The organism is Bacillus sp. FJAT-27225 (genome assembly GCF_001685025.1).
GTDB lineage: Bacteria > Bacillota > Bacilli > Bacillales > Cytobacillaceae > Bacillus_D.
In genome coordinates this window covers 1-25,806 of record NZ_MAYU01000005.1, presented here as the reverse complement: position 1 = coordinate 25,806, position 25,806 = coordinate 1, and the positions used below count along the sequence as shown (strand labels likewise).

Here is a 25,806-nt window from a genome sequence, read left to right as displayed (position 1 = left end):
AAAAGGGGTTCGGAATGAGACCATTCCGAACCCCTTTTGTCGACAATCTGAAATCTCTCGTGTGAGAGATTTCTCTTCGATAATATCCCTACTATCCTAAAACCAACATATCCACTGCTACCAGTGCAGCTACTCCTGGCACTCCCAGGAATCCAGATACAGCCGTTGTAAAAAAGTTAATTGGGACATGAATTCCGTATTGGTTTCCCAATGTATTCAAAAAGAACAAAAATAAGGCACCTACCAGCAGTTTCATAGCCGCCTGGCCTAAGAGCCTGGCAGGTTTAATAGGTGCGCCCATAATTAGTAATAGAATGATTAAACCACCTAAAATTGATATGACAAGAACTGGCTCCAAAATAAAAACTCCCCTCCCTTGGCACTTGTATTATTAAAATATGTACAAGTCCAGAAAAAAGACCTCGAGAAAGGAGCTCTGTAGGTAAACTTATTTTATTGATATCTTTCGGTACTTTGCTTCCTTTAAAAGAAAGAAGTATCGTGCTTCTGCAATTTTTGTCTGGCATATTACCTCTTCTGATGGATCAAAGGATTTATCCAGCAGTTCTTTCTGCTGGCGCCAGTCTGTCTTAAGCTCAGTCAGCAGGTTAAGGAACTTTTCATTTGATTCGGCACGCAGCCTGCCTTTTTTACGAAAAAGCATTTTTGTCCTCCTTATAGCTCACGGCGGCCTTCCAATGCTTTTGAAAGGGTAACTTCGTCTGCATATTCAAGGTCTCCGCCAACCGGAAGACCATGGGCAATCCTTGTGATCTTTATTCCCGATGGCTTAAGTAATCTTGAAATATACATAGCAGTTGCTTCACCCTCAATATTAGGATTAGTGGCCAGGATTACTTCCTGTACTGTTTCATCCTGTAGGCGTTTAAGCAGATCCGGGATATTGATATCCTCAGGCCCTATTCCATCCATGGGCGAGATTGCTCCATGGAGTACATGGTAACGGCCGTTAAACTCTTTCATCTTTTCCATAGCGATAACATCCCTGGGATCTTGTACCACACAAATCATACTTTTATCACGGCGGTCATCCTGGCAAATATAGCAGGGGTCCTGATCGGTTATATGCCCGCATACGGAACAATAACTCAAGTTTCGTTTTGCATTCACTAATGCTTTTGCAAAATCAAGGACCGTATCCTCTTTCATGCCAAGAACAAAAAATGCCAGACGAGCGGCCGTTTTCGGGCCGATCCCTGGCAGCTTCATAAAACTATCTATAAGTTTTGATATTGGTTCAGGATAATGCATATCAATTCCTCCTAGAACAAGCCGGGAAGGTTCATTCCTTTTGTAAATTGCCCCATTGTGGATTCGGAAAGCTCTTCTGCCTTTGTTAACGCATCATTCACTGCCGCAAGAATGATATCCTGCAGCATTTCAACATCCTCTGGATCCACTGCTTCCGGATTGATTGTTATGTCTACAACCTTCCTATGACCGGTTACCACAACTGTGACCATTCCGCCACCGGCAGTTCCTTCAACTGTTTTTTCACCAAGTTCTTTTTGGGCTTCCTCCATCTGCCTTTGCATCTTCTGCATTTGCTTCATCATACCTTGCATATTGCCCATACCCGGCATACCTTTTCCACGTTTCATACCATACTACCTCCAATATTTAATCAACTATTTCAACTAGATCTCCACCAAACAATTTTTTGGCTTCATCAATCAAAGGATCTTCTTCTTTCTTCATTTCCTCATCTGGCCCGGACTGCTGTCCGGCAAGGAAGCTTTCACGTATTTTTATCCATTGATCCTCCGGGACACCTGCAAAAGTAAATATTCTGCCGGTTGTTTCCCGAAGGCCATCCGTTACGGATTCCGTAAACTTTGGATTTTCCATTGCCATTTGACAATGAATTTCGTGTTTAAATTTAATAACAAAAGCATTTTGTGATGCTGCAACAGGTTCTGCCTCATTTAGCAAGGCTGAATGAGATTTCATAAGCTTCTGAAGCATTTCACCCCATTGGCTTTTAATCAAATTGAGATCCGGCTTTGTGGCGCTTTTCAAAATTTCATTTATTTTTCCTGTCGGAGCCTGGAAGCCTCTCCTTGATGTCCGGTGTGACTGCTTCTGGACTTGGCCGCTGCCTTCACCGGGGGATAAAGCAATCCCGTTCTTGCGGATTTCCTTCAACTCAGCCTCAAGCTTATTAATTTTATCCAAAAGCCCTGATACATCATGATTTATTGTATTCCCACCAGGTTGTCCAGGAGAGGATTCCATCTGGCATAGCTTGACTGTCGCTACCTCCAGGAAGATTCTCGGGTTGCTTGTCCAGCGCATATCCTGCTGGGTTTTATTTAACATGCCTATCAAATCATAAATTTGTGGTGACGAAAACTTTTCAGTCAGTTCCCTAAAAGCATCATCCATCATAACCCGTTCAAGAGATTCTTCAAGGGACGGGGCTGTTTTAAATAAGAGCATATCCCGGAAGAACAAAATAAAGTCTTCTATAAAACGGGATGGGTCCTTACCCATATATAGCAATTCATTTAATGCCTCAAGCCCCTTTGCTACATCCTTTTCCACTATGGCTTCTGCCATCTGATAGAGAAAATTTTGGGAAACAGATCCTGTAACAGTTAAAGCATCCTCAATTGTTACGCGGTCATGGCTGTACGAAATCGCCTGGTCTAAAAGACTCAATGCATCACGCATCCCGCCTTCAGCCGCACGTGCAATGATTGGAAGGGCTGCAGGATCATAAGATGTGCCTGTTTCGTCTGCAATCAATTTCATACGGCCCACGATTGCTTTTGAGGTAATTCGTTTAAAGTCAAACCGTTGGCACCTTGATACGATAGTCAGCGGGATTTTATGAGGTTCAGTCGTTGCCAAAATAAACATAACGTGGCGAGGAGGTTCCTCCAAGGTTTTCAGGAGGGCATTAAATGCCCCAGTTGAAAGCATATGCACTTCATCGATAATGTAAACCTTGTATTTTACAGAACTAGGTGCATACTTCACCTTGTCACGTATATCACGAATTTCATCAACGCCGTTATTTGAGGCAGCATCTATTTCAATGACATCCTGTATTGTGCCGTTTGTAATTCCAAGACATGCACTGCATTCATTGCAAGGTTCCGTAACAGGAGCATGTTCACAATTAACCGCCTTCGCAAGGATTTTTGCCGCAGTTGTCTTTCCGGTCCCGCGCGGTCCTGAAAAAAGGTAAGCATGGGTTGTTTTTTCCTGAACCAGTGCATTTTGCAAGGTTTTAGTAATATGCTCCTGGCCTACAACATCAATAAACTGCTGCGGACGCCAGACACGATATAACGCCTGATAAGACACTGGTACTGCCCCCTTTCTAGTCGCTAGCGGTTTTAAATGAATCTTTTCTATTATACCGTATTCTTATGTAAAGTGTAACTAGATAAGCCAGACTATAATTGGCCTTTTAATACAAAAAACCCACCCCTAAAGGGATGGGCATTGTTTATCATTTTTAGCTGCCGTGCACCTTCCATCGACTGTCATCCATAAGCGTTACTTAAGCAGTTAGCTCAGCCCAGGCAACCCTGCGGCACATAGGAGTGTCCACTTAATGCTGCTTCCTTCCGGACCTGACATGGTTCATAGATTCCCATTGCGCAGGACCCGGACGTCAACACCACTTACTTAAGGCAAGCCCTACAGAGTGGCAGCCTCAGGAAGGAATTCAACCCCGCTAGAGCGGATTGCGGGTACAGGGCACCGCTACCTCCCCGTCTAGCACGGCAAAGAGTGCGTCATGATGACGCCTTTTAAGTATACATAGTTTCTGGCGAAAAATCAATGGCCGACTAGTTGTCAATTCCTGTATGGATACCCAGGCCTTTTTGTTTAGAAAGGCTCTTTTCTGTTTTTTTCTTTTGCCGGAGATTACGAAAAAAGCTGGAGAGCATTGAGCTACACTCCTCTTCTAGTACGCCGGATTCAACTGTACACTGATGGTTGAACCTACTCTCATCAAGAAGATTCATTAACGTGCCTGCACAGCCTCCCTTTGGATCAGCAGCACCGTATACAACTCGTTCAACCCTGGAAAGTACAATGGCACCTGCGCACATCGCACAAGGCTCGAGAGTCACATATAACGTTGCCCTTTCCAGCCGCCAGCTGCCAATTTTTTCACAAGCCTTTTCAATTGCTAGTAATTCCGCATGTGCTGTGGATTTTTGGCGGGTCTCCCGAAGATTGTGGGCCCTGGCAATAATCTCGTCATCAACAACCAGAATTGCTCCAATCGGAACTTCCTCGAGTGCCTCTGCCTTCTCTGCTTCTTTTAATGCTTCTTTCATATAGAGAATATCCTGCAGGTTCTCCATCCCGACACATCCTATTTGAATATTGACTTTGCTTAGTATAACATGAAACCTATTTTCCCTTCATACAATGGTCTTAGTGATAATTTCTGCTAGGAGGGAAGAACATGCAGATACATGTAGTGGAACGGGGGGAATCGTTAACCACCATTGCCCGAAGATATGGTTCTACCGTTGATGATATTATTGAAGCAAATGACCTTCCGAATCCGGATGACCTTGTCATTGGGCAAGCGATGGTAATTCCAATAGTAGGCCGTTTTTATTATGTCCAATCAGGTGATACCCTCTACTCTATTGCCAAAAGATTTGGCACTACTTTTCAAGAGCTTGCCCGTATTAATCGAATACCTGCAGATCGACCACTTAATGTAGGTTTTCGTCTCTATATCCCACCCCGGCCCAAGAGAGCAGGCGAATTTAATGCATATGTGGAGCCTAGAGGAACAACAGTTGCACCTGCCCTTGTATCAGCCGCCAGGCAAGCTGCGCCTTTTTTGACATACTTAGCACCTTTTAGTTTTCAGGCCCAGCGCGATGGCTCTTTAAAAGAACCGCTATTGAATAACTTTTCTGCCATTGCCCGGGCAAATAACAATGTATTAATGATGGTAATAACGAATCAGGAAAATGATCAATTCAGTGATGAACTTGGGCGCATCCTTCTTAATGACATGGCCATTCAAGAACGGTTCCTAAACAATATTGTTACAACTGCCAGAAGACTGGGCTTCCGTGACATTCACTTTGATTTTGAGTATTTGCGCCCAGCGGACAGAGAAGCCTATAATACCTTTCTTAGAAAAGCAAGGGACCGATTCAAACGTGAAGGCTGGCTAATTTCTACAGCGCTTGCTCCTAAAACGAGTGCGGCCCAAAAAGGAAAATGGTATGAAGCGCATGATTACAAAACCCATGGCGAAATTGTCGACTTTGTTGTAATTATGACCTATGAATGGGGCTATAGCGGAGGACCTGCCCAGGCTGTTTCACCAATCGGACCTGTCCGTGAAGTACTCGAATATGCTCTTACTGAAATGCCTGGCTCTAAGATCATGATGGGTCAAAATTTGTACGGGTATGACTGGACACTTCCATTTGTCCAAGGGTCTGTTGCCCGAGCAGTAAGCCCACAGCAAGCGATACAGATTGCTGCCCGCAATAATGTCACTATCCAATACGACCCAAGAGCTCAGGCTCCATTTTTCCGTTATACAGCTGAGGGCAGGAACCATGAGGTTTGGTTTGAGGATGCCCGTTCAATTCAGGCTAAGTTTGATTTGATTAAAGAGCTCAATTTGCGGGGAATGAGCTATTGGAAGCTTGGTCTTTCTTTCCCTCAGAATTGGCTGCTGATTACAGAAAACTTTAATGTAACAAAACGGGCTACTTAATTTGGCGAATAGCTAGGCAGGCTGTCAACTCTATAGACAGCCTGCTTTTATTTAGAATTTATTTTCTCTGTTTTCAAGGCTTCATAAGAAAAATAACAACTCCCTTAAATATTCCATATCCTCTAGGGTATAGAATATGGTAAAATACTCTTTGTCTAATTACGACATATTTCTACTTTATTCTTGCTTTTTTCTGCTTATTTACATACAGATTTATAGGACGAGCAGGCGTGGAGAAGGAGGACTTGAAATGGGGGAAGTACCCTTTATAACAGTTGAGGGGCCGATTGGAGTTGGGAAAACATCTTTGGCCAAAGCGATTGCAGACCATTATCAATTTGCGCTGCTAAAGGAGATAGTGGACGAGAATCCCTTTCTCGGGAAATTCTACGAAAACATTGAGGAGTGGAGCTTCCAAACAGAAATGTTTTTCCTGTGCAACCGGTTTAAGCAGCTAGGGGATATTAACACCCACTACCTCGCAAAGAATGAGCCTGTTGTTGCAGATTACCATATTATAAAAAATCTGATTTTTGCCCAAAGAACTTTGAGTAAAGATGAGTATAAGAAGTACTTCAAAATTTATCAAATTCTAACAGAGGACATGCCAAAGCCGAATGTAGTCATCTATCTGAACGCTAGCCTGGATACACTTCTTTCCCGGATTGAAATGCGCGGCCGTGAGGTTGAAAAGAATATTAGCCCATTATATCTCGAACAGCTGTCCCTTGATTATGAAGATGCTATTACTGCTTTTGAACAACAGCATCCTGAAATACCTGTGCTTCGCTTTAATGGCGATGAAATGGATTTCGTAAAAAATGAACAGGATCTGGAAAACATTTTGGATAAGCTTTCACTGTCATTGGCAAAAAACAGCTGGACCAATACATTATAAGGATGGGGAAATAGTTTGAGTATCGTAATTGGCGGCATGATTGGCCTTGGTAAAACAAGTGTGGCGGATTTATTGAATGATTATTATCAAAGTAAAGGGATCGACAGCAAGGTATTTTATGAAACAGTTGATGATAATCCGATTCTCCCTCTTTATTATGAGTTAACACCTGAAGAGCTCGATGCAAAAAGAATTCCCTTTCTTCTGCAGCTGTTCTTCTTGAATAAACGGTTTAAAACAGTTAAGGAATGTATAAATTGGCATGAACCGATTTATACCATTCAGGACCGGTCCATCTATGAAGATTGGTATTTTGCGTATGTTAATAAAAAGCTGGGGCGCATCTCGGAGCTAGAGTTTAAAATTTATGAAGACCTTGTTGATAACATGATGGAAGAGCTAAAGGAATTGCCCAAAAAGGCACCGGAACTAATGGTTTATTTAAGAGGATCGTTCGATACAGTTATTGAACGGATTATGTCCCGTGGGAGAAGCTTTGAAATAAATCCAGAACTGAAAGAGTATTACTTTGAAGTTTGGAAGGATTATGATGAGTGGGTCATTAACCACTATGATGCAAGCGAAGTCCTTATCATCGATATGGACACAACAGATGTCGTCAATAATCCTAAAGATGCAGAACATGTCTGCAAGCTGGTGGACAACAAATTAAATGAAATCCTTTTTAGTAAAACGCATATCGGCTAATCAGCTGATATGCGTTTTTTAACGTTTGCCTCATTAAAAAGCAATTTGGATACTACTTGATGGCTCATTAGACTAATCTCCTTACACTGGCTAACGATTAAACTAATTGGATGGTTTTATAAATTAATCGAAGTAGATGCCTTTTAGCGCTTTATGGCATGGCAAGAATAACCTTAAATTCGCTAACCCTATTAAAATAAAAAATCCGCTGCAAGGCGACCCTTGCAGCGGATTTTAATCTCCAGATTTTATGCGCGTTGAAATTCATTATCGAAAAAATGGCGGAGGAAGAGGGATTCGAACCCCCGCGCGGTTTAACCCGCCTGTCGGTTTTCAAGACCGATCCCTTCAGCCAGACTTGGGTATTCCTCCGTTTCGACAATGGCTATATTACTATAGAATGAGTACCGTTGTCAACAGTTACCACCAATGTCTATATATTTTGACAAACTCACTTGAAGTAAAGGGGGGCGGTTTCCCGTCCCCTCCAACTTGATGAACAAGTCCTACCTTATTTCACTCCGCCCACCCATATATGGCCTGAGGACTTCCGGGATGACAACTGATCCATCTTCTTGTTGATAGTTCTCGAGTATCGCTGCGACCGTACGGCCAACCGCAAGCCCAGATCCGTTCAACGTATGGACATGTTCTGGCTTGGCGCCTGGCTCCCGGCGGAATCGGATGTTGGCCCGCCTTGCCTGGAAAGCTTCAAAGTTACTGCAAGAAGAAATCTCGCGATAGGTCCCATAGCTTGGAATCCAAACCTCGATATCGTATTTCTTTGCCGCTGTAAATCCTAAATCTCCCGTACACATACTTAGGACCCGATACGGCAGCTCCAATAATTTTAGTACCTTTTCAGCATCGGCAGTCAATTTTTCAAGCTCATCATAGGAATCCTCCGGTTTGACGAACTTAACAAGCTCCACCTTATTGAATTGGTGCTGCCTGATTAATCCTCTTGTGTCACGGCCAGCGGAACCTGCTTCAGAACGGAAACAAGCACTGTAGGCTGCATATCGGATTGGCAGCTGTTCTCCATGTAGAATTTCATCCCTGTGCAGGTTGGTTACAGGCACCTCTGCTGTCGGGATGAGGAAATAATCTTCGCTCTCAATTCTGAATGCATCTTCCTCAAATTTCGGGAGCTGTCCAGTGCCAGTCATACTAGTTCTGTTTACCATGTAAGGTGGCAGTACTTCCTCATATCCATGCTCATCAATATGGAGATCAAGCATGAAATTCATTAATGCACGCTCTAAGCGCGCGCCTAGTCCTTTATAAAAAACAAATCGGCTTCCAGCTACTTTCGTTGCCCGCTCGAAATCAAGAATTTGAAGATGATCAGCTATATCCCAATGAGGCTTCGGCTCGAAACCAAAATCCCGTACCTCTCCCCATTTCCTAATTTCTACGTTATCATCTTCAGTTTCACCTACAGGGACACTCTCATGAGGAAGGTTCGGAATGCTTAACATTAACTGGTCAAGCTCCTCTTCAACATCACGAAGCTTATGATCAAGCTCCTTAATCCTGTCACCTACATCACGCATCTGTACAATCAACTCATCTGCATTCTTTTTCTCGCGCTTTAAAACAGCTACTTGCTGGGAAACCTCATTCCGCTTGCTTTTCAGCTGTTCAGCTTCAACAATAAGATCCCGCCTTTTCCTGTCAAGCTCCCCAAACTTTCCGAGATCGGTTAGATCCTCTCCACGATGCTCAAGTTTTTTCTTTACTTCTTCAAAATCGGCTCTTAAAACTTTGATATCAAGCATTTTATTCGCTCCTTCTTTTATTATATTCCATGAGGCGGGCGTTTTTTAAAACGCAAAAAACTCCCGTCCCCAAACAGGGACGGGAGTTAACCCGCGTTGCCACCCTGGTTGGCAGCAGTTGCTGCCCACCTCAATTACATAACGGTTTGACCCGAAAGCATTTACTTGCCAATTGGCTTTCCATGCCTTGCTCAAGGATGGATTCACAGGGTCTGCACACCGGTTTCCACCAGCCACCGGCTCTCTTTTGAGCAGAACTCCCGCTACTTTTTCCTTTCAACGCTTTATCATTATCGTAAATTTATACTTTAAAATCTACTACAATTATCGCCTGTTTGCAAATGAATTATACAAACCGGTTTGTTAAGCTGTATGTACGTATAGTTAAAACACCGTCAACATCCTTCAATTTGCATGAATAAAAGGCTCCTGTCACAGGAGCCCTTCAGTAATGTTAGTTCGTATTAAAATAAACCTTTAATCCCTGATACAATACTTCCCCATAGGTCTCCAAAGAAACCGCCAATGCCGCGCATCATTAGAACAAACCAATTGGCTTTTTCAACACTTTCCGCTGCAATGACAGGAGTCCGTACGCTGTTCTGGCCATTTTCTGTCAAATACGATGCCTTAGAACCGTCCTTTAATTCAACTGTAACATAGCCGACAACCTCTCCCTTTTTAATTGGGGCTGTCAACTTCCCATCCTTTGTTAGCTTCTTTTTATCAAGAACAAGGGCCGGTTGATAATTATCCTGCTCGCCATTTTTTATCATGGCAGAAACAGGTTCTTTCGTTTGAATTTTTACAGTATCCTCTTTCCCTTTTGTCACCTCAAGAGATTTATGGCCCTTAATTGCAGAGTTGGCCGGAAGGATTTCTGTTTTTGTGTAATTGGCAAAGGCATAGTCAAACATTTTTCTCGTTTCGTCAAAACGAGCCTTATAATCACCTTTACCATTTGGCCCCTTAGCATCCATCACGACAGTAATGAAACGTTTTCCGTCCTTCATTGCTGTACCTGTGAAGCAGTAACCAGCAAAGTCAGTTGTTCCGGTTTTCAGTCCATCTACGCCAGGGTATTTGTAAACTAGTTCTGGAAGCATCCAGTTCCAGTTTTCCATATTGATTGCATCTTCAGTTCCTTCCCTGAATATCTTTTTCGGGATACTTGTTGTCTTCAGTACTTCTGGATAGTCCTTCAATAAATGGTAGGCAAGCTGTGCAGTTGACCGGGCCGACATGACGTTTTCATCTTCTGCGCCTGTTCCAGCCGGATGCCCACCCTTGTAATCACGGTTGTTAAGTCCTGTTGAATTGACAAACTTATAATCTTTAAGGCCAAGTTCCTTCGCCTTGTCATTCATCATTTTTACAAAATTAGATTCGGAACCAGCAATGGCTTCTGCAATCATGATTGTGGCACCATTTGCAGAATAAATCGTCATTGCTTCATAAAGTTCCCTAATATTATAAGTTCCGTCTGCCCTTAATGGGACATTGGAAAGACTTCTATCATGGGAAATGGCATGGACAACGTTGGAGACTGATTGCTGCTGATCCCATTTTACTTTTCCTTCCTTAATTGCTTCAAGAAGGAGATATTCTGTCATCATTTTAGTCATACTCGCAATGCCGAGTACACTGTCGGCATTTTGTTCATATAGAACTTTTCCTGAATCCGCATCTACAAGAATTGCAGCCGCTGCCTTAATATCAAGTGATCCCTCTTCCGCAGCTAGTGCCGGTGCCGGTACTGTCACAATGCCAGCAAGCATGGCAACCGCAAGCACAAGTGCTATGTACTTCTGATAAATCTTTTTCTTCACTGTTACGCCCTCCAACATTTTTATACACTTTTTTTATCTTAACATACTTATTCCGGGATGGATAGAAGGAGGGTAGGCCTATATTCTTGCCAAGATTTACATATAAAAGACAGGGATTTCTCCCTGTCTGAATTAACTTATTTTGAATAATTAGGTGCTTCTTTTGTAATCTGTACATCATGCGGATGGCTTTCGCGCAGACCGGCGCCTGTCATCCGGATGAATTGGGTATTTTCACGGAGATCCTTTAATGTTGCGGCGCCACAATAACCCATGCCTGCCCGCAGGCCGCCAGCAAGCTGAAAGATTGTATCGGAAAGAGGACCTTTATATGGAAGGCGCCCTTCAATGCCTTCAGGAACAAATTTTTTAGCATCCTCCTGGAAATAGCGGTCCTTTGAGCCTTTTTCCATTGCTCCCTCAGAGCCCATCCCACGGTAGACCTTATATCGACGTCCCTCAAAAATTTCTGTTTCCCCTGGGCTTTCGGAAACCCCGGCAAGCAGGCTGCCTAGCATAACTGCATTTCCACCGGCTGCTAGGGCTTTGACCACGTCTCCCGAATACTTGATTCCGCCATCAGCAATAATCGTCTTACCGTGCTTACGGGCTTCTGTTGCACAATCATAAATTGCGGTAATTTGCGGAACACCGACCCCTGCTACGATTCGAGTCGTACAAATAGATCCGGGGCCAATTCCAACCTTTACGACATCCGCTCCAGCTTCAAACAATTCTCTTGTTCCCTCAGCTGTTGCCACATTGCCTGCAATGATAGCCAGTTCCGGGTATGCATCACGGATTTGGCGGACCGTATCCAGAACTCCTTTCGAATGGCCATGCGCTGTATCGATAACAATCACGTCAACTTTTGATTTTACAAGTGCCTCAACGCGTTTCATTGTATCTGTCGTAACGCCTACCGCAGCGCCAGCCAGCAGCCTTCCCTCTTTATCCTTGGCTGAATTCGGGAATTCAATAACCTTTTCAATGTCTTTAATCGTAATGAGACCTTTTAGGACTCCATTGCCATCAACAAGAGGAAGCTTTTCAATTTTATGTTTTTGCAAAATTTGTTCTGCTTCCTTCAAGGTTGTTCCAACCGGTGCAGTTATCAAATTTTCCTTTGTCATGACATCGGAAATCTTAAAAGAATAATCCTCGTCCTGAATAAATCGAAGATCCCGGTTTGTTAAAATACCAACAAGCTTTTGTTCCTCTTCATTATTTACGATTGGCACACCTGAAATCCGATACTTGCTCATTAAATACTCGGCATCAAAGACTTGATGCTCAGGTGTAAGGAAAAATGGGTCCGATATAACACCTGACTCAGAGCGTTTCACTTTATCAACTTGTTCAGCCTGCTGTTCAATGGTCATGTTCTTATGAATGATGCCAAGACCACCCTGCCTGGCCATTGCAATCGCCATCTCAGCTTCAGTCACCGTGTCCATCCCGGCAGAGATAATTGGCAAATTCAATCTTATAGTCGCGCTCAGTTCTGTTTGGAGGCTGACATCCTTCGGCAGCACTTCAGACTTCGCTGGTATAAGCAATACATCATCGAAAGTCAAACCTTCTTTAACAAACTTGTTTTCCCACATTTTTGTCCCTCCAAACTCAAAATATTATTAGTACTTTAACAATTGGGCAATCTACTGTCAAGGATAGAAAGAGTTGTCTGACTATTCTATATCGGTTACATTCAGTCTACTCAATCCTATAGTAAAGGAGGCTTACCTTGTGTGGCGCACCTACAGAGGGTGGGATAGCTTCTCTTTTTTCCTGTCTGCGGACTATGCCCAATCCTATCTGCAAGACTGCTACAAGAAGCTAGGATGCAGCTCACCTGAACAAAAAAGTTATGAAAAGAGCTATTCATTCATTTATTATCTCGAGCACGGGAGCATTTATTACTCCCAAGCAGAATATGCACCTATCGTCTTACAGCCTATCCTGCTTTTTTATGGACTTGTCCACTTAGCGAAGGCATGCATCCTTACAACCGATCCTTTTTACCCTGAAACCACTGCGGTCCTTGCCCATGGTGTTTCAGCCCGAAAACGGAAAAAACAACAATATCAATTCTTCGAGGATGAAGTAAAGTTTCAAAAAAATGGCCTTTTTCCGCACATCTCCGACAAATTGTTCCACATGAAACAGATTGAAGGAGATAAAATGACTATGGAAGAATTGCTTCGTCTTATACCTGAGTTGGACTCCCTCTTTTGGCCACTAGAAGGACAAGCAAATTTCTTTTCCCTCCATGAACGAGATGGAGTATATTTTATCCCTGAAAAAACGCTCGATTTCTATCATATGTCAGAAGCCAGGTTTCAGGAATTTTTTACTGCACAAACTGGAATAAAATTAGCAGCAATGAAAGAGGGCTTTGCAAGGCTGGAATCTCCCCTCTCCCCTTATTCACTTAACCAGCCTTCTGTTCTTAAATATCATTTTTTTGATAAAAGGTTTGTAATGCCTTTTAAGAAGAGCCACCGTTCGGTATTCCCTGAACTGATGGCCCATTACCTGCTTTTATACAATTTAAGTATGATTGCCCGGTATGAAACCGAGTGGTGGGGAGAGGCTGTCAAAATAATGCCGAATCGCGATTATCCATTCATCAAATCTTTTTTAGAAATCACTCGTGAAAAAAGCCCGTTCCTGATCTATTGTTATCTCACTAATTCATTAAAGGGCAGGGGCAAATTTTAATGCCCTTGCCCCAATATCCCTTCGGTAGAAGGTTCCATTGGAATTGATTTTCTCCATATCCTTATAAACCTTCTCCAGTGCTTCTGCCAACGATGGTGCTTTGGAGGAAGCAAGATAGACACGGCCACCATCAACATAAAATCGGCCCAACCCATCTTTTTTCGTCCCTGCATGAAAAATAGTTGTTTCAGAGCTAATGGTATCGAGCCCTTCAATTATCGCTCCCATTTCTGCCTTTTCGGGATAGCCTTTTGCAGCAGCAACTACGCCTACTGAAAAGGAATCGTCCCAGGTTAATTTAGGAGCCTTCCCATCAAGAATCTGAAGAATTGCCTCTGCCAAATCTGTTTTTAAACGAGGCAGAACAACCTGAGTCTCAGGGTCACCAAACCTTGCATTAAATTCAATTACTTTAGGTCCCTGTGCTGTTAAAATAAGACCGGCATACAAAATCCCGCAAAAACTTCTGCCTTCCTGAACAAGTGCTCTCGCTGCAGGCCTCAGGACCGTTTCAACTGCAGAGTCAACTGCACTTTGGGGAATGTGCGGCACTGGGGAATATGCTCCCATTCCACCAGTGTTTGGTCCCTGGTCACCATCATATGCCCGTTTATGATCCTGAGCGATTTCAAGGGGCACGACTACTTCACCATTTACAAAAGCCATTAAGGAAAACTCTTCACCCTCAAGGAATTCCTCAATAACAACTGAAGCTGATGCATTCCCGTACTTGTGGGCAATCAGCATGTCTTCTAGTGCTTTGATGGCCTCTTCTTTTGTAAGGGCAACCGTAACACCTTTACCGGCTGCTAATCCATCGGCTTTTATAACAATCGGTGCTCCCTTTGCCTCAATATAGGCTTTCGCTTCGTCAAAGGAATCAAAAACTTGATAGTCTGCGGTTGGAATTTTAAAGTTTTTCATTAATAATTTGGCGTAGGCTTTACTCCCTTCAATCAGGGCCGCCTTGCTTCCTGGCCCAAAAACGGGTAATCCAGCTTCCCGAAACCTGTCTGCAAGCCCAGAAAGAAGAGGAATCTCTGGCCCAATCACGGTAAGGCCTATGCCTTGTCCCCTCGCGAACGATGTTAATTTTTCATAATCCGTTTCTTCTATGGGTACCAGACTTGCTACATCGACCATTCCGGCATTGCCTGGTGCTACAAATACATTTTCCACTAAAGAACTTTCATTAAGCTTTTGGCAGATGGCATGTTCACGCCCTCCCCTGCCGATTACTAAAACATCCATGTGGATCCTCCTTAGTGTTTGAAGTGGCGTACCCCTGTGAAGACCATAGCAATTCCATATTGGTCTGCCTTTTTAATTGAATCCTCATCCCGGATTGATCCGCCTGGCTGGATAATTGCAGTGATACCTGCCTTGGCAGCTGCTTCTACCGTATCATCCATAGGGAAGAATGCATCGGAAGCCATTGCTGCACCAACTGCCTTAACACCTGCTTGTTCGAGCGCTATTTTTGCAGAGCCGACCCGGTTCATTTGCCCGGCCCCAATACCGAGAGTTTGTTCCTGATTTGCAACAACAATTGCATTTGACTTTACATGTTTAACAACTTTCCAGCCAAGTTTCAAAGCCTTCCACTCTTCCTCGGTTGGCTGGCGCTTCGTTGGAACGGTAATAGTCGCTTTTTCCAAGGTATGTGAATCCTGATCCTGGATGAGCAGGCCTCCTTCAATTGAAACAAGACCTTTTTCTGCTTTCATTTCTTGATCATCCAGGATTGTGAGCAAACGAATATTTTTCTTTTTCTGTAAAACCTCAAGTGCTTCTTCCGAGAAGGAAGGTGCTATGATGATTTCAAGGAAGATTTCATGAAGCCTTTCTGCTGTTTCCTTGTCTACTTGTCTATTGAAAGCTACAATGCCGCCAAAAATGGACACAGGATCTGCTTTATATGCCTTTTTATAAGCAGCAAGAACTGTTTCACCAGTACCAACACCGCAAGGGTTCATGTGCTTAACAGCAACAGCAGCAGGCTCTGAAAATTCTTTCACAATCTGAAGTGCAGCATTTGCATCGTTGATATTGTTATAGGATAGTTCCTTCCCATGCAGCTGTTCTGCGCTTGCAATTGAAAATCCGGATCCAAGCGGGCTCTTATAAAAAGCCGCCTTTTGATGTGGGTTTTCTCCGTATCTGAGGGCATTCTTCAAATCATATGTAATTGTCAGGCTTTCAGGCTGTCCCTCTCCAGCCAACTCTGTCAGAAAAGATGCAATCAGAGCATCATAGGCAGCGGTATGGCGAAATACCTTTGCTGCAAGCTTGCGCCTTGTTTCCTGTGTGGTCGCTCCCTGCTCCTTCAACTCGCCGAGCACAATTTCGTAATCTTTCGGATCGGTTACAACCGTGACGTGCTGGTGATTTTTCGCAGCCGCCCTCAGCATTGACGGTCCACCGATATCAATATTCTCAATCGCATCGTCCACAGTGACATCAGGCTTTGAAATTGTCTCTTTGAATGGATATAAATTTACACATACGATTTCAATTGGTTCAATCCCATGTTCCTGAAGCTGTTCAAGGTGGTTTGGCTCATCCATTTTTGCCAAAAGCCCGCCGTGAATTCTTGGGTTGAGCGTTTTAACTCGGCCTTCAAGAATTTCCGGGAATTCTGTTACATCGCTGACGCTAATGACAGGGATGCCCGCCTTCTTAATCGCCTTTTTTGTTCCGCCAGTCGATACGATTTCGTAGCCAAGCCCAGCAAGTTCCCTGGCGAAATCCGTTATTCCTCTTTTATCGGATACACTAATCAGTGCCCGTTTTTTTGCCATAATGCCCGCCTCCCTGTGTAGTAACTAATGATTGGAGTACCGTTGGATATAGCCTGTGCTCGACTTTTTGAATTTTTGCCTGCAGGCTTTCGGTTGTTTCTTGTTCCGCTATTGAGATTTCAATTTGTTCAATAATAGGTCCTGTATCCATTCCTTCATCCACAAAATGGACTGTGACACCCGTATTGCATGCCCCGTCGGCTAATGCTTGGCCCACCGCATCCTTTCCTGGATATAAAGGAAGCAGGGAAGGGTGAATATTGACAATCCGGCCTTCGTACGATGAAAGAAGAACAGTGCCAATCAGCCTCATGTAGCCTGCAAGGGCAATCCACTCAATTTGTAAATCTTTGAGTTTTTTTGCAAGAATTGCCTCGTACTCCTCTTTGCTGGAAAATTCTTTTGGTGAAAAAACAAAGGTTTCCACTCCCGCCTTCCTTGCCCGTTCAACTGCAAACGCTCCTGGCCGATCACAAACAAGCAATTTGATCGTTGCGTTTAATAATCCATTGTGGGAGGCGTCGAGTAAAGCTTGGAAGTTGCTGCCGTTGCCCGAGGCAAACACTGCAATATTCATCATGATACTCGTATCCCTTCCTGGCTTGTAACAGTTCCAATTACTGATGCACATTCTCCGGAAGCTTTAAAGTGGCGGATTAACCCCTCAGCATGCTCTTCTCCAATGGCAACAACCATGCCAATTCCCATGTTGAAGACATGATACATTTCATCTCTGGTTATTCCCCCCATTTGTTGAAGCAGCGTAAAAACTTTTGGAATTTCCCAGCTTCCTTCAGTAAGGCTTGCACCTAATCCCTCAGGCAGCATCCTTGGAATGTTTTCATAAAATCCACCGCCAGTGATATGGGACATGCCTTTTATTGGAAAGTCATTCAAGGCAGATAAAATCGGTTTTACATATATTTTTGTAGGCTTTAGTAACTCATCCCCCAGCGTACAGCCAAGCTCTTCGATGTAGTCATGGACTTGTAAGCCTGCTTTTTCAAAAAAGACCTTCCTTGTCAGCGAAAAACCATTGCTGTGAAGACCACTTGACGCAAGGCCCACTAGGACATCACCAGGGCGGATTGCTTCCCCTGTAATAATCTCTGACTTCTCGCATGCGCCGACAGCAAAGCCTGCTATATCATACTCATCGAGGGAATACATACCTGGCATTTCAGCTGTCTCCCCGCCAATCAGGGCACAGCCTGCCATTTCACAGCCATCCGCAACTCCCTTTACAATTTCTTCAATCCGGTATGGCTCTGCCTTTCCACAGCCAATATAGTCCAGAAAATAGAGGGGTTCTGCCCCCTGGACAACGATATCGTTCACACACATGGCTACAGCATCAATACCGATTGTGTCATGCCGGTTCATCATGAAGGCCAGCATTAGCTTTGTTCCGACCCCATCGGTCCCTGAAACCAATACTGGTTCCTTCATATTCAGAGATGAAATATCAAACATTGCCCCGAACCCGCCGAGGCCTCCCATAACGCCCGGCCGTACGGTCTTCTTTACGTGGCGCTTCATTCGATCAACCGCCTCATAGCCTGCTTCAATATTGACACCTGCATCTTTATAAGCTTTTGACATAGCGGCCTCCTAGTGGACATGGGGCGGAGCTTCGCTTCGCTACTCTCCACCGCCATTTTGATTTGGGCGGAGCTTCGCTTCGCTTCTCTCCACCGCCATTTTGATTTTTGGGGCGAAGCTTCACTTTGCTTCTCTCCACCGCCATTTTGATTTTGGGGCGGAGCTTCGCTTCGTTTCTTTCCGCCGCCATTTTGATTTTGGGGCGGAGCTTCGCTTCGTTTCTTTCCGCCGCCATTTTGATTTTGGGGCGGAGCTTTGCTTCGTTTCTCTCCACCGCTACTTTGATTTTTGGGCGGGTTTCGCTTTGCTACTCTCCACTGCCATTTTGATTTTTGGGGCGGAGCTTTGCTACTCTCCATCGCCACTTTGATTTTTCATTTAATTTAGTTCGTCTTCACTGGTGTGGGGCTTTTTTGGTAATAGTATTGAAGTGTATCCGGGTAAAGTTCGGTTGGATACTCCCCTGTAAAACAGGCAAGGCATTGGCCGCAATTCTTTCCTTCGCTCTTCCGGCCAATTGCTTCAAGCATTCCTTCCACGCTCAAGAAAGTAAGTGAATCAGCACCGATGATTTCCCTTATCTCTTCAGGCGAATTTGAGTGGGCAATCAACTCCTCTTTTGCCGAGGTATCAATCCCATAAAAGCAGGGATGTGTAATGGGTGGGGAACTTATCACTACATGAACCTCACGTGCCCCTGCCTCTTTCAACATTGACACAATCCTCCTGCTTGTTGTCCCCCTGACAATGGAATCATCAACCATAATGACACGTTTCCCCTCAACTACACCTCTTACTGGTGCAAGCTTCATTTTTACGCCCTGCTCACGGAGCGACTGGGAAGGCTGGATAAACGTACGACCGACATAGCGATTTTTAATCAAGCCCATCTCATACGGGATTCCGGAGGCTTCGGCATAACCAATGGCAGCAGAGATGCTGGAATCTGGGACTCCAGTTACGACATCACCTTCGATTTTTGCTTCATGAGCAAGCCTTTTGCCAAGGCTTTTCCGTGCAGAATGAACATTGATCCCATTAATGTTGCTATCGGGGCGTGAAAAATAAATATATTCCATCGTACAGATTGCCTCTTCCCGGTTCTCTGCAAAAAATTCAGTATGAAGTCCATGCTTATTTATAACTAGTAATTCTCCTGGCAGAATATCACGGATAAACTCGGCACCTACAGCGTCAAAAGCACATGTTTCTGATGCAACCACATAGGCGTCTCCCAATTTTGCCAAAGAAAGAGGCCTTAGTCCCTGGGGGTCAAGTGCAACCATCAATTCGGTTTCAGTAAGGATCCCGTACGCAAATGCACCTTCAATTTGCTTAAGGGCATTTTTCACACGGTCAGAAAGCCGCCATTCGCTGTTTTTTCGTATTAAGTGGGCAAGTACTTCTGTATCGGAACTAGTTTGGAAGATGCTGCCCTGCTGTTCAAGAATTGATTTAATTAGATTAGCATTTACAAGATTGCCGTTATGGGCGAGTGCCATGCTGCCAGTTTGCGAATGGAAGAGAAGTGGCTGGACATTTTCATACCCACCCCCGCCAGCTGTGGCATAACGGACATGCCCAATTGCAGCTTGACCCCTCAATCCTGATATTGCCGGCTCAGTGAAAATCTCAGACACTAAGCCTTCCCCTTTCAGGCCAGCGAGCTTTTCACCGTCTGAAGTGATAATTCCCGTTCCTTCCTGGCCGCGGTGCTGGAGACTGTGTAGACCATAGTATGTCAGCCTGGCAGCATCCTCATGACCCCACACTGCAAATATCCCGCATTCCTCATTCAAGCCTTTTAGTTCAGCAAGCATGGGATAGCTCCCTTCCATGCTGTTTCCAATGTTCCAATTGTTTCATTAATGGCTTCCTCACCGTTCACTTTAATGTTCAGAACCGGTTCGGAAGTGACTGAACCAATCAGCATAGCACCCGTTATTGATTCAAATTCTTCCTGGTGTTCTTTTTTCACTGTCAGCACGAAGCGTGATTGTGATTCGCTGAAAAGGGCAGAAACTGGATTGCCGCTAAGTTGTACCGCTGCTCCCAGACATTCTGACCCAATCGCACACTCAGCAAGGGCAACAGCAAGACCTCCTTCTGATACATCATGGGCAGAAGCAATTAGGCCTGACCGGATTGCATTCAATACTGTCTTCTGATTACTTGCCTCTACATCGAGGTCAAGTTCAGGGCATTTGCCAAAAATTTCTCCGTACATCAGCTTCTGAAGTTCGGAACCTCCGAATTCATCCTTCGTTTCCCCTAGCAAATAAATAAGGTCGCCAGCCTGCTTGAATTGCTGTGTCGTTATATGGCTTATATCCTTCACAAGCCCAACCATGCCAATGACTGGTGTTGGGTAAATGGCATTGCCATTTGTTTCATTGTAGAGTGATACATTTCCTCCAATGACAGGTGCATTCAGCGTGCGGCATGCTGCACTAATGCCGTCAGCTGCCTTTTCCATTTGCCAGAAAATTTCAGGTTTCTCCGGGCTTCCAAAGTTTAGATTGTCGGTTATAGCCAAAGGCTCGGCACCTGAACAGACAACATTGCGGGCTGCTTCCGAAACCGCAATTTTTCCACCTGTTTCTGGATCGAGATAAATGTAGCGTGAATTGCAATCAGTTGTCATCGCAAGAGCTTTTTTTGTCCCCCTAATTCTGATGACTGCTGCATCCGAACCTGGTGCGACAACCGTATTGGTCCGTACCATATAGTCATATTGATTGTAGACCCATTCTTTTGACGCAATGGTCGGCTGTTTTAACAAACTGATAAGTGTTTCCCCATAGTTTGCCACGTCCGGAATGCTACTCTCCATTGCCTGGAACTCACGGAAATAAGCTGGCTCAGCTGATGGTTTATGGTAAACCGGCGCTTCGAGTGCCAGCGCATCAACCGGTACATCTGCTGTTACTTCCCCCTGATGGATGAGGCGAAGTCTTTTATCCTCTGTGACCTCTCCAATTGCAACGGCTTCAAGCTGATATTTTGAAAAAAGATCAACGATTTCCTGTTCGCGGCCGCGCTTTACAACAATCAGCATCCGTTCCTGAGATTCAGAAAGCATCATTTCATATGCAGTCATCCCCGTTTCGCGCTGTGGAACAAGGTCAAGGTTCATCTCGATTCCGAATCCTGCTTTACTCGCCATTTCTGCACTGGAGCTTGTCAAACCTGCAGCACCCATATCCTGAATGCCTACTAGGGCATCAGATTGAATCAGCTCGAGGCATGCTTCAAGCAAAAGCTTTTCCATAAATGGATCTCCAACCTGGACCGCAGGGCGTTTTTCATCAGATTGGTCGGTAAGCTCTTCTGAAGCGAAAGTTGCTCCATGGATGCCATCGCGTCCTGTTTTGGCGCCTACATACATGACGGTATTGCCAACTCCGCTTGCTAGCCCCTTTTTTATATCTTTATGATCAATGAGGCCAACACACATTGCATTCACAAGCGGATTCCCCTCATAGGAAGCATCAAATTGGATTTCTCCGCCCACGGTTGGGATACCAATGCAGTTTCCATATCCAGCTATTCCGGAAACGACTTCCTTGAACAAATAGCGGACTCGGGCTGATGAATCAAGCTCACCAAATCGTAATGAATTCAGCAGCGCTACCGGCCTTGCCCCCATGGAAAAGATATCGCGGATAATACCGCCAATACCAGTTGCAGCTCCTTGATACGGTTCGATTGCCGACGGATGATTATGGCTTTCAATTTTAAAGACAACCGCCTGGCCATCGCCAATATCGACAACTCCAGCCCCCTCACCAGGTCCTTGAAGGACATTTTCTCCTGTGGTTGGAAACTTTTTTAAAATCGGCTTGGAATTTTTATAGGAGCAATGTTCCGACCACATCACTGAAAACAAACCAGTCTCAGTATAGTTCGGAAGGCGCCCGAGAATTTCTTCGACCTTTGTGAACTCCTCATCAGAGAGGCCCATTTGCTGATACAATTTATCTTCCCGGATTTGATCCGGTGATGGTTCAAGCGTTAACAACATATGATTCCCTCCATTGCTTCACAATCGACCGGAACAGAAGAAGACCGTCAGCACTCCCAAGCAGTTCATCCACAGCCCTCTCTGGATGCGGCATCATTCCGAGGACATTTCCTTCTTTATTGATGATTCCGGCAATATTGTCCAGGCTCCCATTAATGTCTTCTGAATAAGTAAATACGATTTGCTTATTTGCCTTTAGCTCAGCGAGAGTTTTTTCATCACAGAAATAGTTTCCTTCTCCATGCGCAACGGGGATGGATAGAGTTTGCCCTAATGCGTATTCACTCGTGAACATTGTTTGGTTGTTTTCTACCTTTATTTCTGCCGGAGAGCAAATGAACTTCAGGCTTTCATTTCGTCTTAGAGCTCCTGGCAGCAAGCCAGCTTCAAGGAGTATTTGAAATCCATTGCAAACACCAAGGACTGGCTTTCCTACTTCTGCCGCTTTGATAATTTCAGTCATAATTGCACTGAAACGGGCAATGGCGCCGCAGCGAAGATAATCGCCGTATGAAAATCCTCCTGGGAGTAGAATCCCATCATAGCCATCCAGACTAGTCTCTGTGTGCCATACAAAATCTGCTTCGGCACCGAGTTCATCCTTAATGGCATGATACATGTCGGAATCACAGTTCGATCCAGGGAAAACAATGACTGCAAATTTCATCGGACTAGAGCCTCCTCAATTTCGTAACGGTAGTCCTCAATTACTGGATTCGAGAGCAGCTTTTCACAAGCCTCGCGTACAACAGTTTCAGCATCCCTGCCTTCTGTTTCAATAAACAACTCCATATACTTTCCAATTCGTACGTCTTTAACCTCTTCATATCCAAGCGAGTGCAGTGCATTTGAAACTGCCTTTCCCTGTGGATCCAGAACGCTTTCCTTTAATGTGACATAAACCTTTACTTTTACCATGATAAGCCTCCCAGTCTATCAAGTATTTTTTCATAGGCTTCCGTCAGGCTTCCAAGATTCCTGCGGAAAACATCCTTATCCATTTTTTCACTCGTTTTGCTATCCCAAAGCCGGCATGTATCAGGTGAAATTTCATCAGCAAGGACAATTTTGCCTGACGCATCCTTCCCAAATTCAAGTTTAAAGTCGATAAGGTTTATGCCCATTTCCTTAAAGAAGCTGGATAAAACCCGGTTGATTTCAAAAGCCTTTTCCTTCAAAATTGAAATTTCGCCATGAGTGGCCAGTTCCAGCTCAAGAATATGGTCTTCCGTAATGATTGGATCACCAAGGCTGTCATCCTTTAAATAAAACTCGACAATTGGTTTTTTGAGTGGCTTTCCCTCTTCTATGCCTAACCGTTTTGCCATACTTCCAGCGACTACATTTCGGACAACTACTTCCAGAGGAATAATTGATACTCTTTTTACAAGCTGGCTAGTCGATGACACTTTTTCAACATAATGCGACTCAATGCCTTGCTCTTTTAGCATCATAAAAAGCTTTGAACTGATTTCATTGTTAAGCTGGCCTTTACCTGAGATTTCTGCTTTCTTCTCCCCGTTAAAAGCAGTGGCTGAATCCTTGTATTCTACAAGCACAATCTGTTCATCAGCTGTGCTGTATATCCTTTTTGCTTTTCCCTCATACAATAGTTCTCTCATATGTAAGGGCTCCTCTCACTTGCCGGCAGCAGCTGTTTCTTTTGCATGCCAGATTCCTGTTTTTTCAATCTCATCTAACGCTTCATCTATTGTGTTCCGCAGCAATGTTGCATGACCCATTTTTCTGCCCGGCTTCGCTTCGGTTTTCCCATATAGGTGCACATTCCAATCTTTCAGTTCAGATATCTTTGACAACAGGTCTTTCTGATGTTCGCCAAGAATATTAACCATAACAGCAGGCTTCAAAAGATTGGTCCTGCTTAACGGCAGGTTGCATACAGCCCGGATATGCTGTTCAAATTGGGATGTTTCGCATGCCTCAATTGAATAGTGTCCCGAATTATGAGGCCGAGGGGCGACTTCATTTATTGAAATTGACCCATCCTCCAACAGGAACATTTCCACAGCCAAAGTACCAATCATTTTAAGCGAGTCCGCAAGCTTTATAGCAAGGGCAATTGCGCTTGCTTCCGTTCTTTTGCTAATCCTCGCAGGAACAATGGTTTCATGGAGGATGTTGTTATAATGAATATTCTCTGCAACTGGAAATACTGCTGTTTCCCCGCTTGTGCTCCGTGTAACAATAACAGATATCTCTTTCTCAAAGGTTAGCCATTGTTCGACGACGCAAGGGCCATGATGGAGAAGTTCAGCCGCAGCAATCATACTTTTTTCATCTCTTACTACACGCTGCCCTTTTCCGTCATAACCGCCTCTTGCTGTTTTTACAACACAAGGATAACCCAAGTGAGCAACAGCCTCTGCCAGATGTTCTATGGTGGATACCGGTTTATAAGGAGCGACAGGAAGCCCGGCTTTTGTTATTGCCTGTTTCTCTTTTATCCGATCCTTGGCTATCTCGAGTACTTTTGTGCCTTGTGGTACCCATGAAAACTTGCCTGCAGCTTCTAAAGCATCTTCATCTATATTTTCAAATTCGTATGTTACTACATCGCTTACTTCCGCTAATTGTTTCATTGCTTCAAGACTGCTATATGATGCGATAACTTTGAAATCGGCCAACTGGCCACAAGGGGAGTCCGGGTTTGGATCTAGTACAGCAATTCGGTAACCCATTGCCTTTGCCGCTATTGCCATCATCCTGCCAAGCTGTCCGCCGCCGATAATACCAATTGTAGCACCGGGTAAAATTGGATCCCTAAACAAGCTGGCTACTACTTTCGAGGGCAGCATTCTCTGCTGTTTTCCTCATTTCTTCAATTCTTTCGGCAAGTCCATCATCCTTTAAAGCAAGTATTTGGGCGGCAAGAATACCTGCATTTTTCGCTCCGCTTTCCCCTATGGCTACTGTTGCTACAGGTACTCCAGCCGGCATCTGGACAATCGACAGCAAAGAATCCAATCCGTTTAATGCCTTTGATTTAATTGGGACTCCGATTACTGGGACAATAGTCTTGGCAGCGACCATCCCAGGCAAATGTGCAGCACCGCCTGCACCGGCAATGATAATCTCTAGCCCCCGGCCCTTTGCGTTTTCTGCGAACTGGAACATATAATCAGGGGTTCTATGAGCAGATATGACACTTTTTTCATAAGGTACACCAAGGCTATCTAGTATGGAGCATGCATGTTTCATTGTTTCCCAGTCTGATTTACTCCCCATAATGACCGCAACTCTCACACTCATGTTCATCACATCCTTCGAAAAAAATAAAAGACCCTGGCAGACTGCTCCCTATTAAAAGAGAAAGCAGTCCGGCCAGGGCCAGAAAGGCAAATACAAATAGAAGCTAAATGAAAAAAGGTATCCATCGCTTCTTATAATGCGGCTTTCCCTCATAGTCCGGCCATTTACGGTAGCCGGGTAGAAACTTATGGGCCATATTCCCATTATTATACGAGGTGCAATTACTATATTTATTCTTAATGGTTCAATCATAACAGCATTATCACTAGTCAGTCAACCAATACAGCGAACGTTATATTTAAATATTTTCTCATTGTTCGTCTTTAGATTATAATTTACATACAAAAAAGGACAACCCAAGTGGATTGTCCTTTTTTAAAATTGCCCGGCAGCGTCCTACTCTCACAGGGGTTTGCACCCCAACTACCATCG

At 44.3% G+C, this 25,806-nt stretch carries 24 protein-coding genes, 1 tRNA gene, 1 other RNA gene, 1 riboswitch and 1 other annotated feature; of the genes, 4 read left to right on the top strand and 22 right to left on the bottom strand.

Annotation, left to right across the window (positions count from 1 at the left end; all coding sequences use genetic code 11):
- Window positions 1-91 precede the first annotated feature (91 nt).
- The 7 genes from A8F94_RS07290 to tadA form a co-directional block, all read right to left on the bottom strand.
- Window positions 92-358, bottom strand: a complete 267-nt coding sequence (locus A8F94_RS07290) for a pro-sigmaK processing inhibitor BofA family protein (protein ID WP_066197779.1) — start codon at window positions 356-358, stop codon at window positions 92-94.
- A 90-nt stretch (window positions 359-448) separates the two neighbouring features.
- Window positions 449-664, bottom strand: a complete 216-nt coding sequence (locus tag A8F94_RS07285; protein ID WP_066197776.1) for a YaaL family protein — start codon at window positions 662-664, stop codon at window positions 449-451.
- 11 nt (window positions 665-675) lie between these two features.
- Window positions 676-1,272: a recombination mediator RecR gene (gene recR, locus A8F94_RS07280; protein ID WP_066197774.1), complete on the bottom strand. Its 597-nt coding sequence runs from the start codon at window positions 1,270-1,272 to the stop codon at window positions 676-678.
- A gap of 11 nt (window positions 1,273-1,283) precedes the next feature.
- Window positions 1,284-1,604 carry a YbaB/EbfC family nucleoid-associated protein gene (locus A8F94_RS07275; RefSeq protein ID WP_066197782.1) on the bottom strand — a complete coding sequence of 107 codons (321 nt, stop codon included), beginning with the start codon at window positions 1,602-1,604 and terminating at the stop codon, window positions 1,284-1,286.
- 37 nt (window positions 1,605-1,641) lie between these two features.
- The gene (dnaX, locus tag A8F94_RS07270; protein WP_066197767.1) at window positions 1,642-3,333 is read right to left on the bottom strand and encodes a DNA polymerase III subunit gamma/tau; all 1,692 of its coding nucleotides are present in this window, start codon (window positions 3,331-3,333) and stop codon (window positions 1,642-1,644) included.
- A gap of 161 nt (window positions 3,334-3,494) precedes the next feature.
- Window positions 3,495-3,759, bottom strand: an RNA gene (gene ffs / locus A8F94_RS07265) — signal recognition particle sRNA large type.
- 65 nt (window positions 3,760-3,824) lie between these two features.
- Window positions 3,825-4,349 (bottom strand): tRNA adenosine(34) deaminase TadA, encoded by a 525-nt coding sequence (gene tadA / locus A8F94_RS07260; protein ID WP_066197764.1) that lies wholly within the window; start codon window positions 4,347-4,349, stop codon window positions 3,825-3,827.
- 104 nt (window positions 4,350-4,453) lie between these two features.
- Between tadA and A8F94_RS07255 the strand changes: the two genes are divergently transcribed.
- The 3 genes from A8F94_RS07255 to A8F94_RS07245 all read left to right on the top strand — a co-directional run bounded on the left by A8F94_RS07255 (window position 4,454) and on the right by A8F94_RS07245 (window position 7,346).
- On the top strand, window positions 4,454-5,740 hold the full coding sequence (locus A8F94_RS07255; protein ID WP_066197763.1) for a LysM peptidoglycan-binding domain-containing protein: 1,287 nt from the start codon (window positions 4,454-4,456) through the stop codon (window positions 5,738-5,740).
- Between the two features lie 250 nt (window positions 5,741-5,990).
- On the top strand, window positions 5,991-6,638 hold the full coding sequence (locus A8F94_RS07250; RefSeq protein WP_066197760.1) for a deoxynucleoside kinase: 648 nt from the start codon (window positions 5,991-5,993) through the stop codon (window positions 6,636-6,638).
- A gap of 15 nt (window positions 6,639-6,653) precedes the next feature.
- Complete coding sequence (locus A8F94_RS07245; RefSeq protein WP_066197758.1) at window positions 6,654-7,346, top strand: deoxynucleoside kinase; 693 nt, start codon at window positions 6,654-6,656, stop codon at window positions 7,344-7,346.
- 279 nt (window positions 7,347-7,625) lie between these two features.
- On the opposite strand, the gene A8F94_RS07240 is transcribed toward A8F94_RS07245, so the two are convergent.
- From A8F94_RS07240 to guaB, 4 genes are all read right to left on the bottom strand, one after another.
- Window positions 7,626-7,718, bottom strand: a tRNA-Ser gene (locus A8F94_RS07240).
- Between the two features lie 134 nt (window positions 7,719-7,852).
- The gene (serS, locus tag A8F94_RS07235) at window positions 7,853-9,127 is read right to left on the bottom strand and encodes a serine--tRNA ligase (RefSeq protein ID WP_066197755.1); all 1,275 of its coding nucleotides are present in this window, start codon (window positions 9,125-9,127) and stop codon (window positions 7,853-7,855) included.
- Window positions 9,128-9,199: 72 nt separating this feature from the next.
- Window positions 9,200-9,416: a binding site (T-box leader), on the bottom strand.
- Window positions 9,417-9,591: 175 nt separating this feature from the next.
- Window positions 9,592-10,905: a serine hydrolase gene (locus A8F94_RS07230; RefSeq protein ID WP_254660803.1), complete on the bottom strand. Its 1,314-nt coding sequence runs from the start codon at window positions 10,903-10,905 to the stop codon at window positions 9,592-9,594.
- 188 nt (window positions 10,906-11,093) lie between these two features.
- Complete coding sequence (guaB, locus tag A8F94_RS07225; RefSeq protein WP_066197749.1) at window positions 11,094-12,563, bottom strand: IMP dehydrogenase; 1,470 nt, start codon at window positions 12,561-12,563, stop codon at window positions 11,094-11,096.
- Between the two features lie 139 nt (window positions 12,564-12,702).
- On the opposite strand from guaB, the gene A8F94_RS07220 reads away from it, so the two are divergent.
- A complete protein-coding gene (locus A8F94_RS07220) occupies window positions 12,703-13,677 on the top strand; it encodes a YaaC family protein (RefSeq protein WP_066197746.1) in 975 nt (324 codons plus the stop codon).
- Here A8F94_RS07220 and purD read toward each other — a convergent pair.
- The 11 genes from purD to purE all read right to left on the bottom strand — a co-directional run bounded on the left by purD (window position 13,654) and on the right by purE (window position 25,374).
- Entirely contained in the window at window positions 13,654-14,928 is a 1,275-nt protein-coding gene (purD, locus tag A8F94_RS07215) for a phosphoribosylamine--glycine ligase (protein ID WP_066197742.1), read from the bottom strand. The genes A8F94_RS07220 and purD overlap by 24 nt on opposite strands.
- Before the next feature lie 11 nt (window positions 14,929-14,939).
- Window positions 14,940-16,478 carry a bifunctional phosphoribosylaminoimidazolecarboxamide formyltransferase/IMP cyclohydrolase gene (purH, locus tag A8F94_RS07210; RefSeq protein WP_066197739.1) on the bottom strand — a complete coding sequence of 513 codons (1,539 nt, stop codon included), beginning with the start codon at window positions 16,476-16,478 and terminating at the stop codon, window positions 14,940-14,942.
- Entirely contained in the window at window positions 16,453-17,058 is a 606-nt protein-coding gene (gene purN / locus A8F94_RS07205; protein ID WP_066197736.1) for a phosphoribosylglycinamide formyltransferase, read from the bottom strand. Before purN ends, purH begins: the two co-directional genes overlap by 26 nt.
- Complete coding sequence (purM, locus tag A8F94_RS07200; RefSeq protein ID WP_066197734.1) at window positions 17,055-18,080, bottom strand: phosphoribosylformylglycinamidine cyclo-ligase; 1,026 nt, start codon at window positions 18,078-18,080, stop codon at window positions 17,055-17,057. Before purM ends, purN begins: the two co-directional genes overlap by 4 nt.
- A 383-nt stretch (window positions 18,081-18,463) precedes the next feature.
- Window positions 18,464-19,900, bottom strand: coding sequence for an amidophosphoribosyltransferase (gene purF, locus A8F94_RS07190; protein ID WP_066197729.1), 1,437 nt, complete (start codon window positions 19,898-19,900; stop codon window positions 18,464-18,466).
- Window positions 19,885-22,104 (bottom strand): phosphoribosylformylglycinamidine synthase subunit PurL, encoded by a 2,220-nt coding sequence (gene purL / locus A8F94_RS07185; RefSeq protein WP_066197727.1) that lies wholly within the window; start codon window positions 22,102-22,104, stop codon window positions 19,885-19,887. The genes purF and purL overlap by 16 nt, the downstream gene beginning before the upstream one ends.
- A complete protein-coding gene (gene purQ / locus A8F94_RS07180) occupies window positions 22,088-22,771 on the bottom strand; it encodes a phosphoribosylformylglycinamidine synthase subunit PurQ (protein ID WP_066197724.1) in 684 nt (227 codons plus the stop codon). The genes purL and purQ overlap by 17 nt, the downstream gene beginning before the upstream one ends.
- Entirely contained in the window at window positions 22,768-23,022 is a 255-nt protein-coding gene (gene purS / locus A8F94_RS07175) for a phosphoribosylformylglycinamidine synthase subunit PurS (RefSeq protein WP_066197721.1), read from the bottom strand. The genes purQ and purS overlap by 4 nt, the downstream gene beginning before the upstream one ends.
- Complete coding sequence (gene purC / locus A8F94_RS07170; RefSeq protein ID WP_066197718.1) at window positions 23,016-23,726, bottom strand: phosphoribosylaminoimidazolesuccinocarboxamide synthase; 711 nt, start codon at window positions 23,724-23,726, stop codon at window positions 23,016-23,018. Before purC ends, purS begins: the two co-directional genes overlap by 7 nt.
- A 15-nt stretch (window positions 23,727-23,741) precedes the next feature.
- Window positions 23,742-24,920, bottom strand: coding sequence for a 5-(carboxyamino)imidazole ribonucleotide synthase (gene purK, locus A8F94_RS07165; protein WP_066197713.1), 1,179 nt, complete (start codon window positions 24,918-24,920; stop codon window positions 23,742-23,744).
- Window positions 24,886-25,374, bottom strand: a complete 489-nt coding sequence (gene purE, locus A8F94_RS07160) for a 5-(carboxyamino)imidazole ribonucleotide mutase (protein WP_066197710.1) — start codon at window positions 25,372-25,374, stop codon at window positions 24,886-24,888. Before purE ends, purK begins: the two co-directional genes overlap by 35 nt.
- A gap of 132 nt (window positions 25,375-25,506) precedes the next feature.
- Window positions 25,507-25,608, bottom strand: a riboswitch (purine riboswitch).
- Window positions 25,609-25,806: the final 198 nt, after the last annotated feature.

Excerpts from the sequence above, each read along its gene's own strand:
- purN (WP_066197736.1), bottom strand. The coding sequence starts at position 17,058 with ATGATGAATATTGCAGTGTTTGCCTCGGGCAACGGCAGCAACTTCCAA.
- purH (WP_066197739.1), bottom strand. The coding sequence starts at position 16,478 with ATGGCAAAAAAACGGGCACTGATTAGTGTATCCGATAAAAGAGGAATA.
- tadA (WP_066197764.1), bottom strand. The coding sequence starts at position 4,349 with ATGGAGAACCTGCAGGATATTCTCTATATGAAAGAAGCATTAAAAGAA.
- purM (WP_066197734.1), bottom strand. The coding sequence starts at position 18,080 with ATGTCAAAAGCTTATAAAGATGCAGGTGTCAATATTGAAGCAGGCTAT.
- purL (WP_066197727.1), bottom strand. The coding sequence starts at position 22,104 with ATGTTGTTAACGCTTGAACCATCACCGGATCAAATCCGGGAAGATAAA.
- purS (WP_066197721.1), bottom strand. The coding sequence starts at position 23,022 with ATGGTAAAAGTAAAGGTTTATGTCACATTAAAGGAAAGCGTTCTGGAT.
- A8F94_RS07275 (WP_066197782.1), bottom strand. The coding sequence starts at position 1,604 with ATGCCGGGTATGGGCAATATGCAAGGTATGATGAAGCAAATGCAGAAG.
- purK (WP_066197713.1), bottom strand. The coding sequence starts at position 24,920 with ATGCTGCCCTCGAAAGTAGTAGCCAGCTTGTTTAGGGATCCAATTTTA.
- A8F94_RS07255 (WP_066197763.1), top strand. The coding sequence starts at position 4,454 with ATGCAGATACATGTAGTGGAACGGGGGGAATCGTTAACCACCATTGCC.
- serS (WP_066197755.1), bottom strand. The coding sequence starts at position 9,127 with ATGCTTGATATCAAAGTTTTAAGAGCCGATTTTGAAGAAGTAAAGAAA.
- guaB (WP_066197749.1), bottom strand. The coding sequence starts at position 12,563 with ATGTGGGAAAACAAGTTTGTTAAAGAAGGTTTGACTTTCGATGATGTA.
- recR (WP_066197774.1), bottom strand. The coding sequence starts at position 1,272 with ATGCATTATCCTGAACCAATATCAAAACTTATAGATAGTTTTATGAAG.
- purC (WP_066197718.1), bottom strand. The coding sequence starts at position 23,726 with ATGAGAGAACTATTGTATGAGGGAAAAGCAAAAAGGATATACAGCACA.
- purD (WP_066197742.1), bottom strand. The coding sequence starts at position 14,928 with ATGGATGTTTTAGTAATCGGCAGGGGAGGGCGTGAACATGCCATCTGC.
- A8F94_RS07285 (WP_066197776.1), bottom strand. The coding sequence starts at position 664 with ATGCTTTTTCGTAAAAAAGGCAGGCTGCGTGCCGAATCAAATGAAAAG.
- purF (WP_066197729.1), bottom strand. The coding sequence starts at position 19,900 with ATGCTTGCTGAACTAAAAGGCTTGAATGAGGAATGCGGGATATTTGCA.
- purQ (WP_066197724.1), bottom strand. The coding sequence starts at position 22,771 with ATGAAATTTGCAGTCATTGTTTTCCCTGGATCGAACTGTGATTCCGAC.
- A8F94_RS07250 (WP_066197760.1), top strand. The coding sequence starts at position 5,991 with ATGGGGGAAGTACCCTTTATAACAGTTGAGGGGCCGATTGGAGTTGGG.
- purE (WP_066197710.1), bottom strand. The coding sequence starts at position 25,374 with ATGAGTGTGAGAGTTGCGGTCATTATGGGGAGTAAATCAGACTGGGAA.
- A8F94_RS07230 (WP_254660803.1), bottom strand. The coding sequence starts at position 10,905 with ATGCTTGCTGGCATTGTGACAGTACCGGCACCGGCACTAGCTGCGGAA.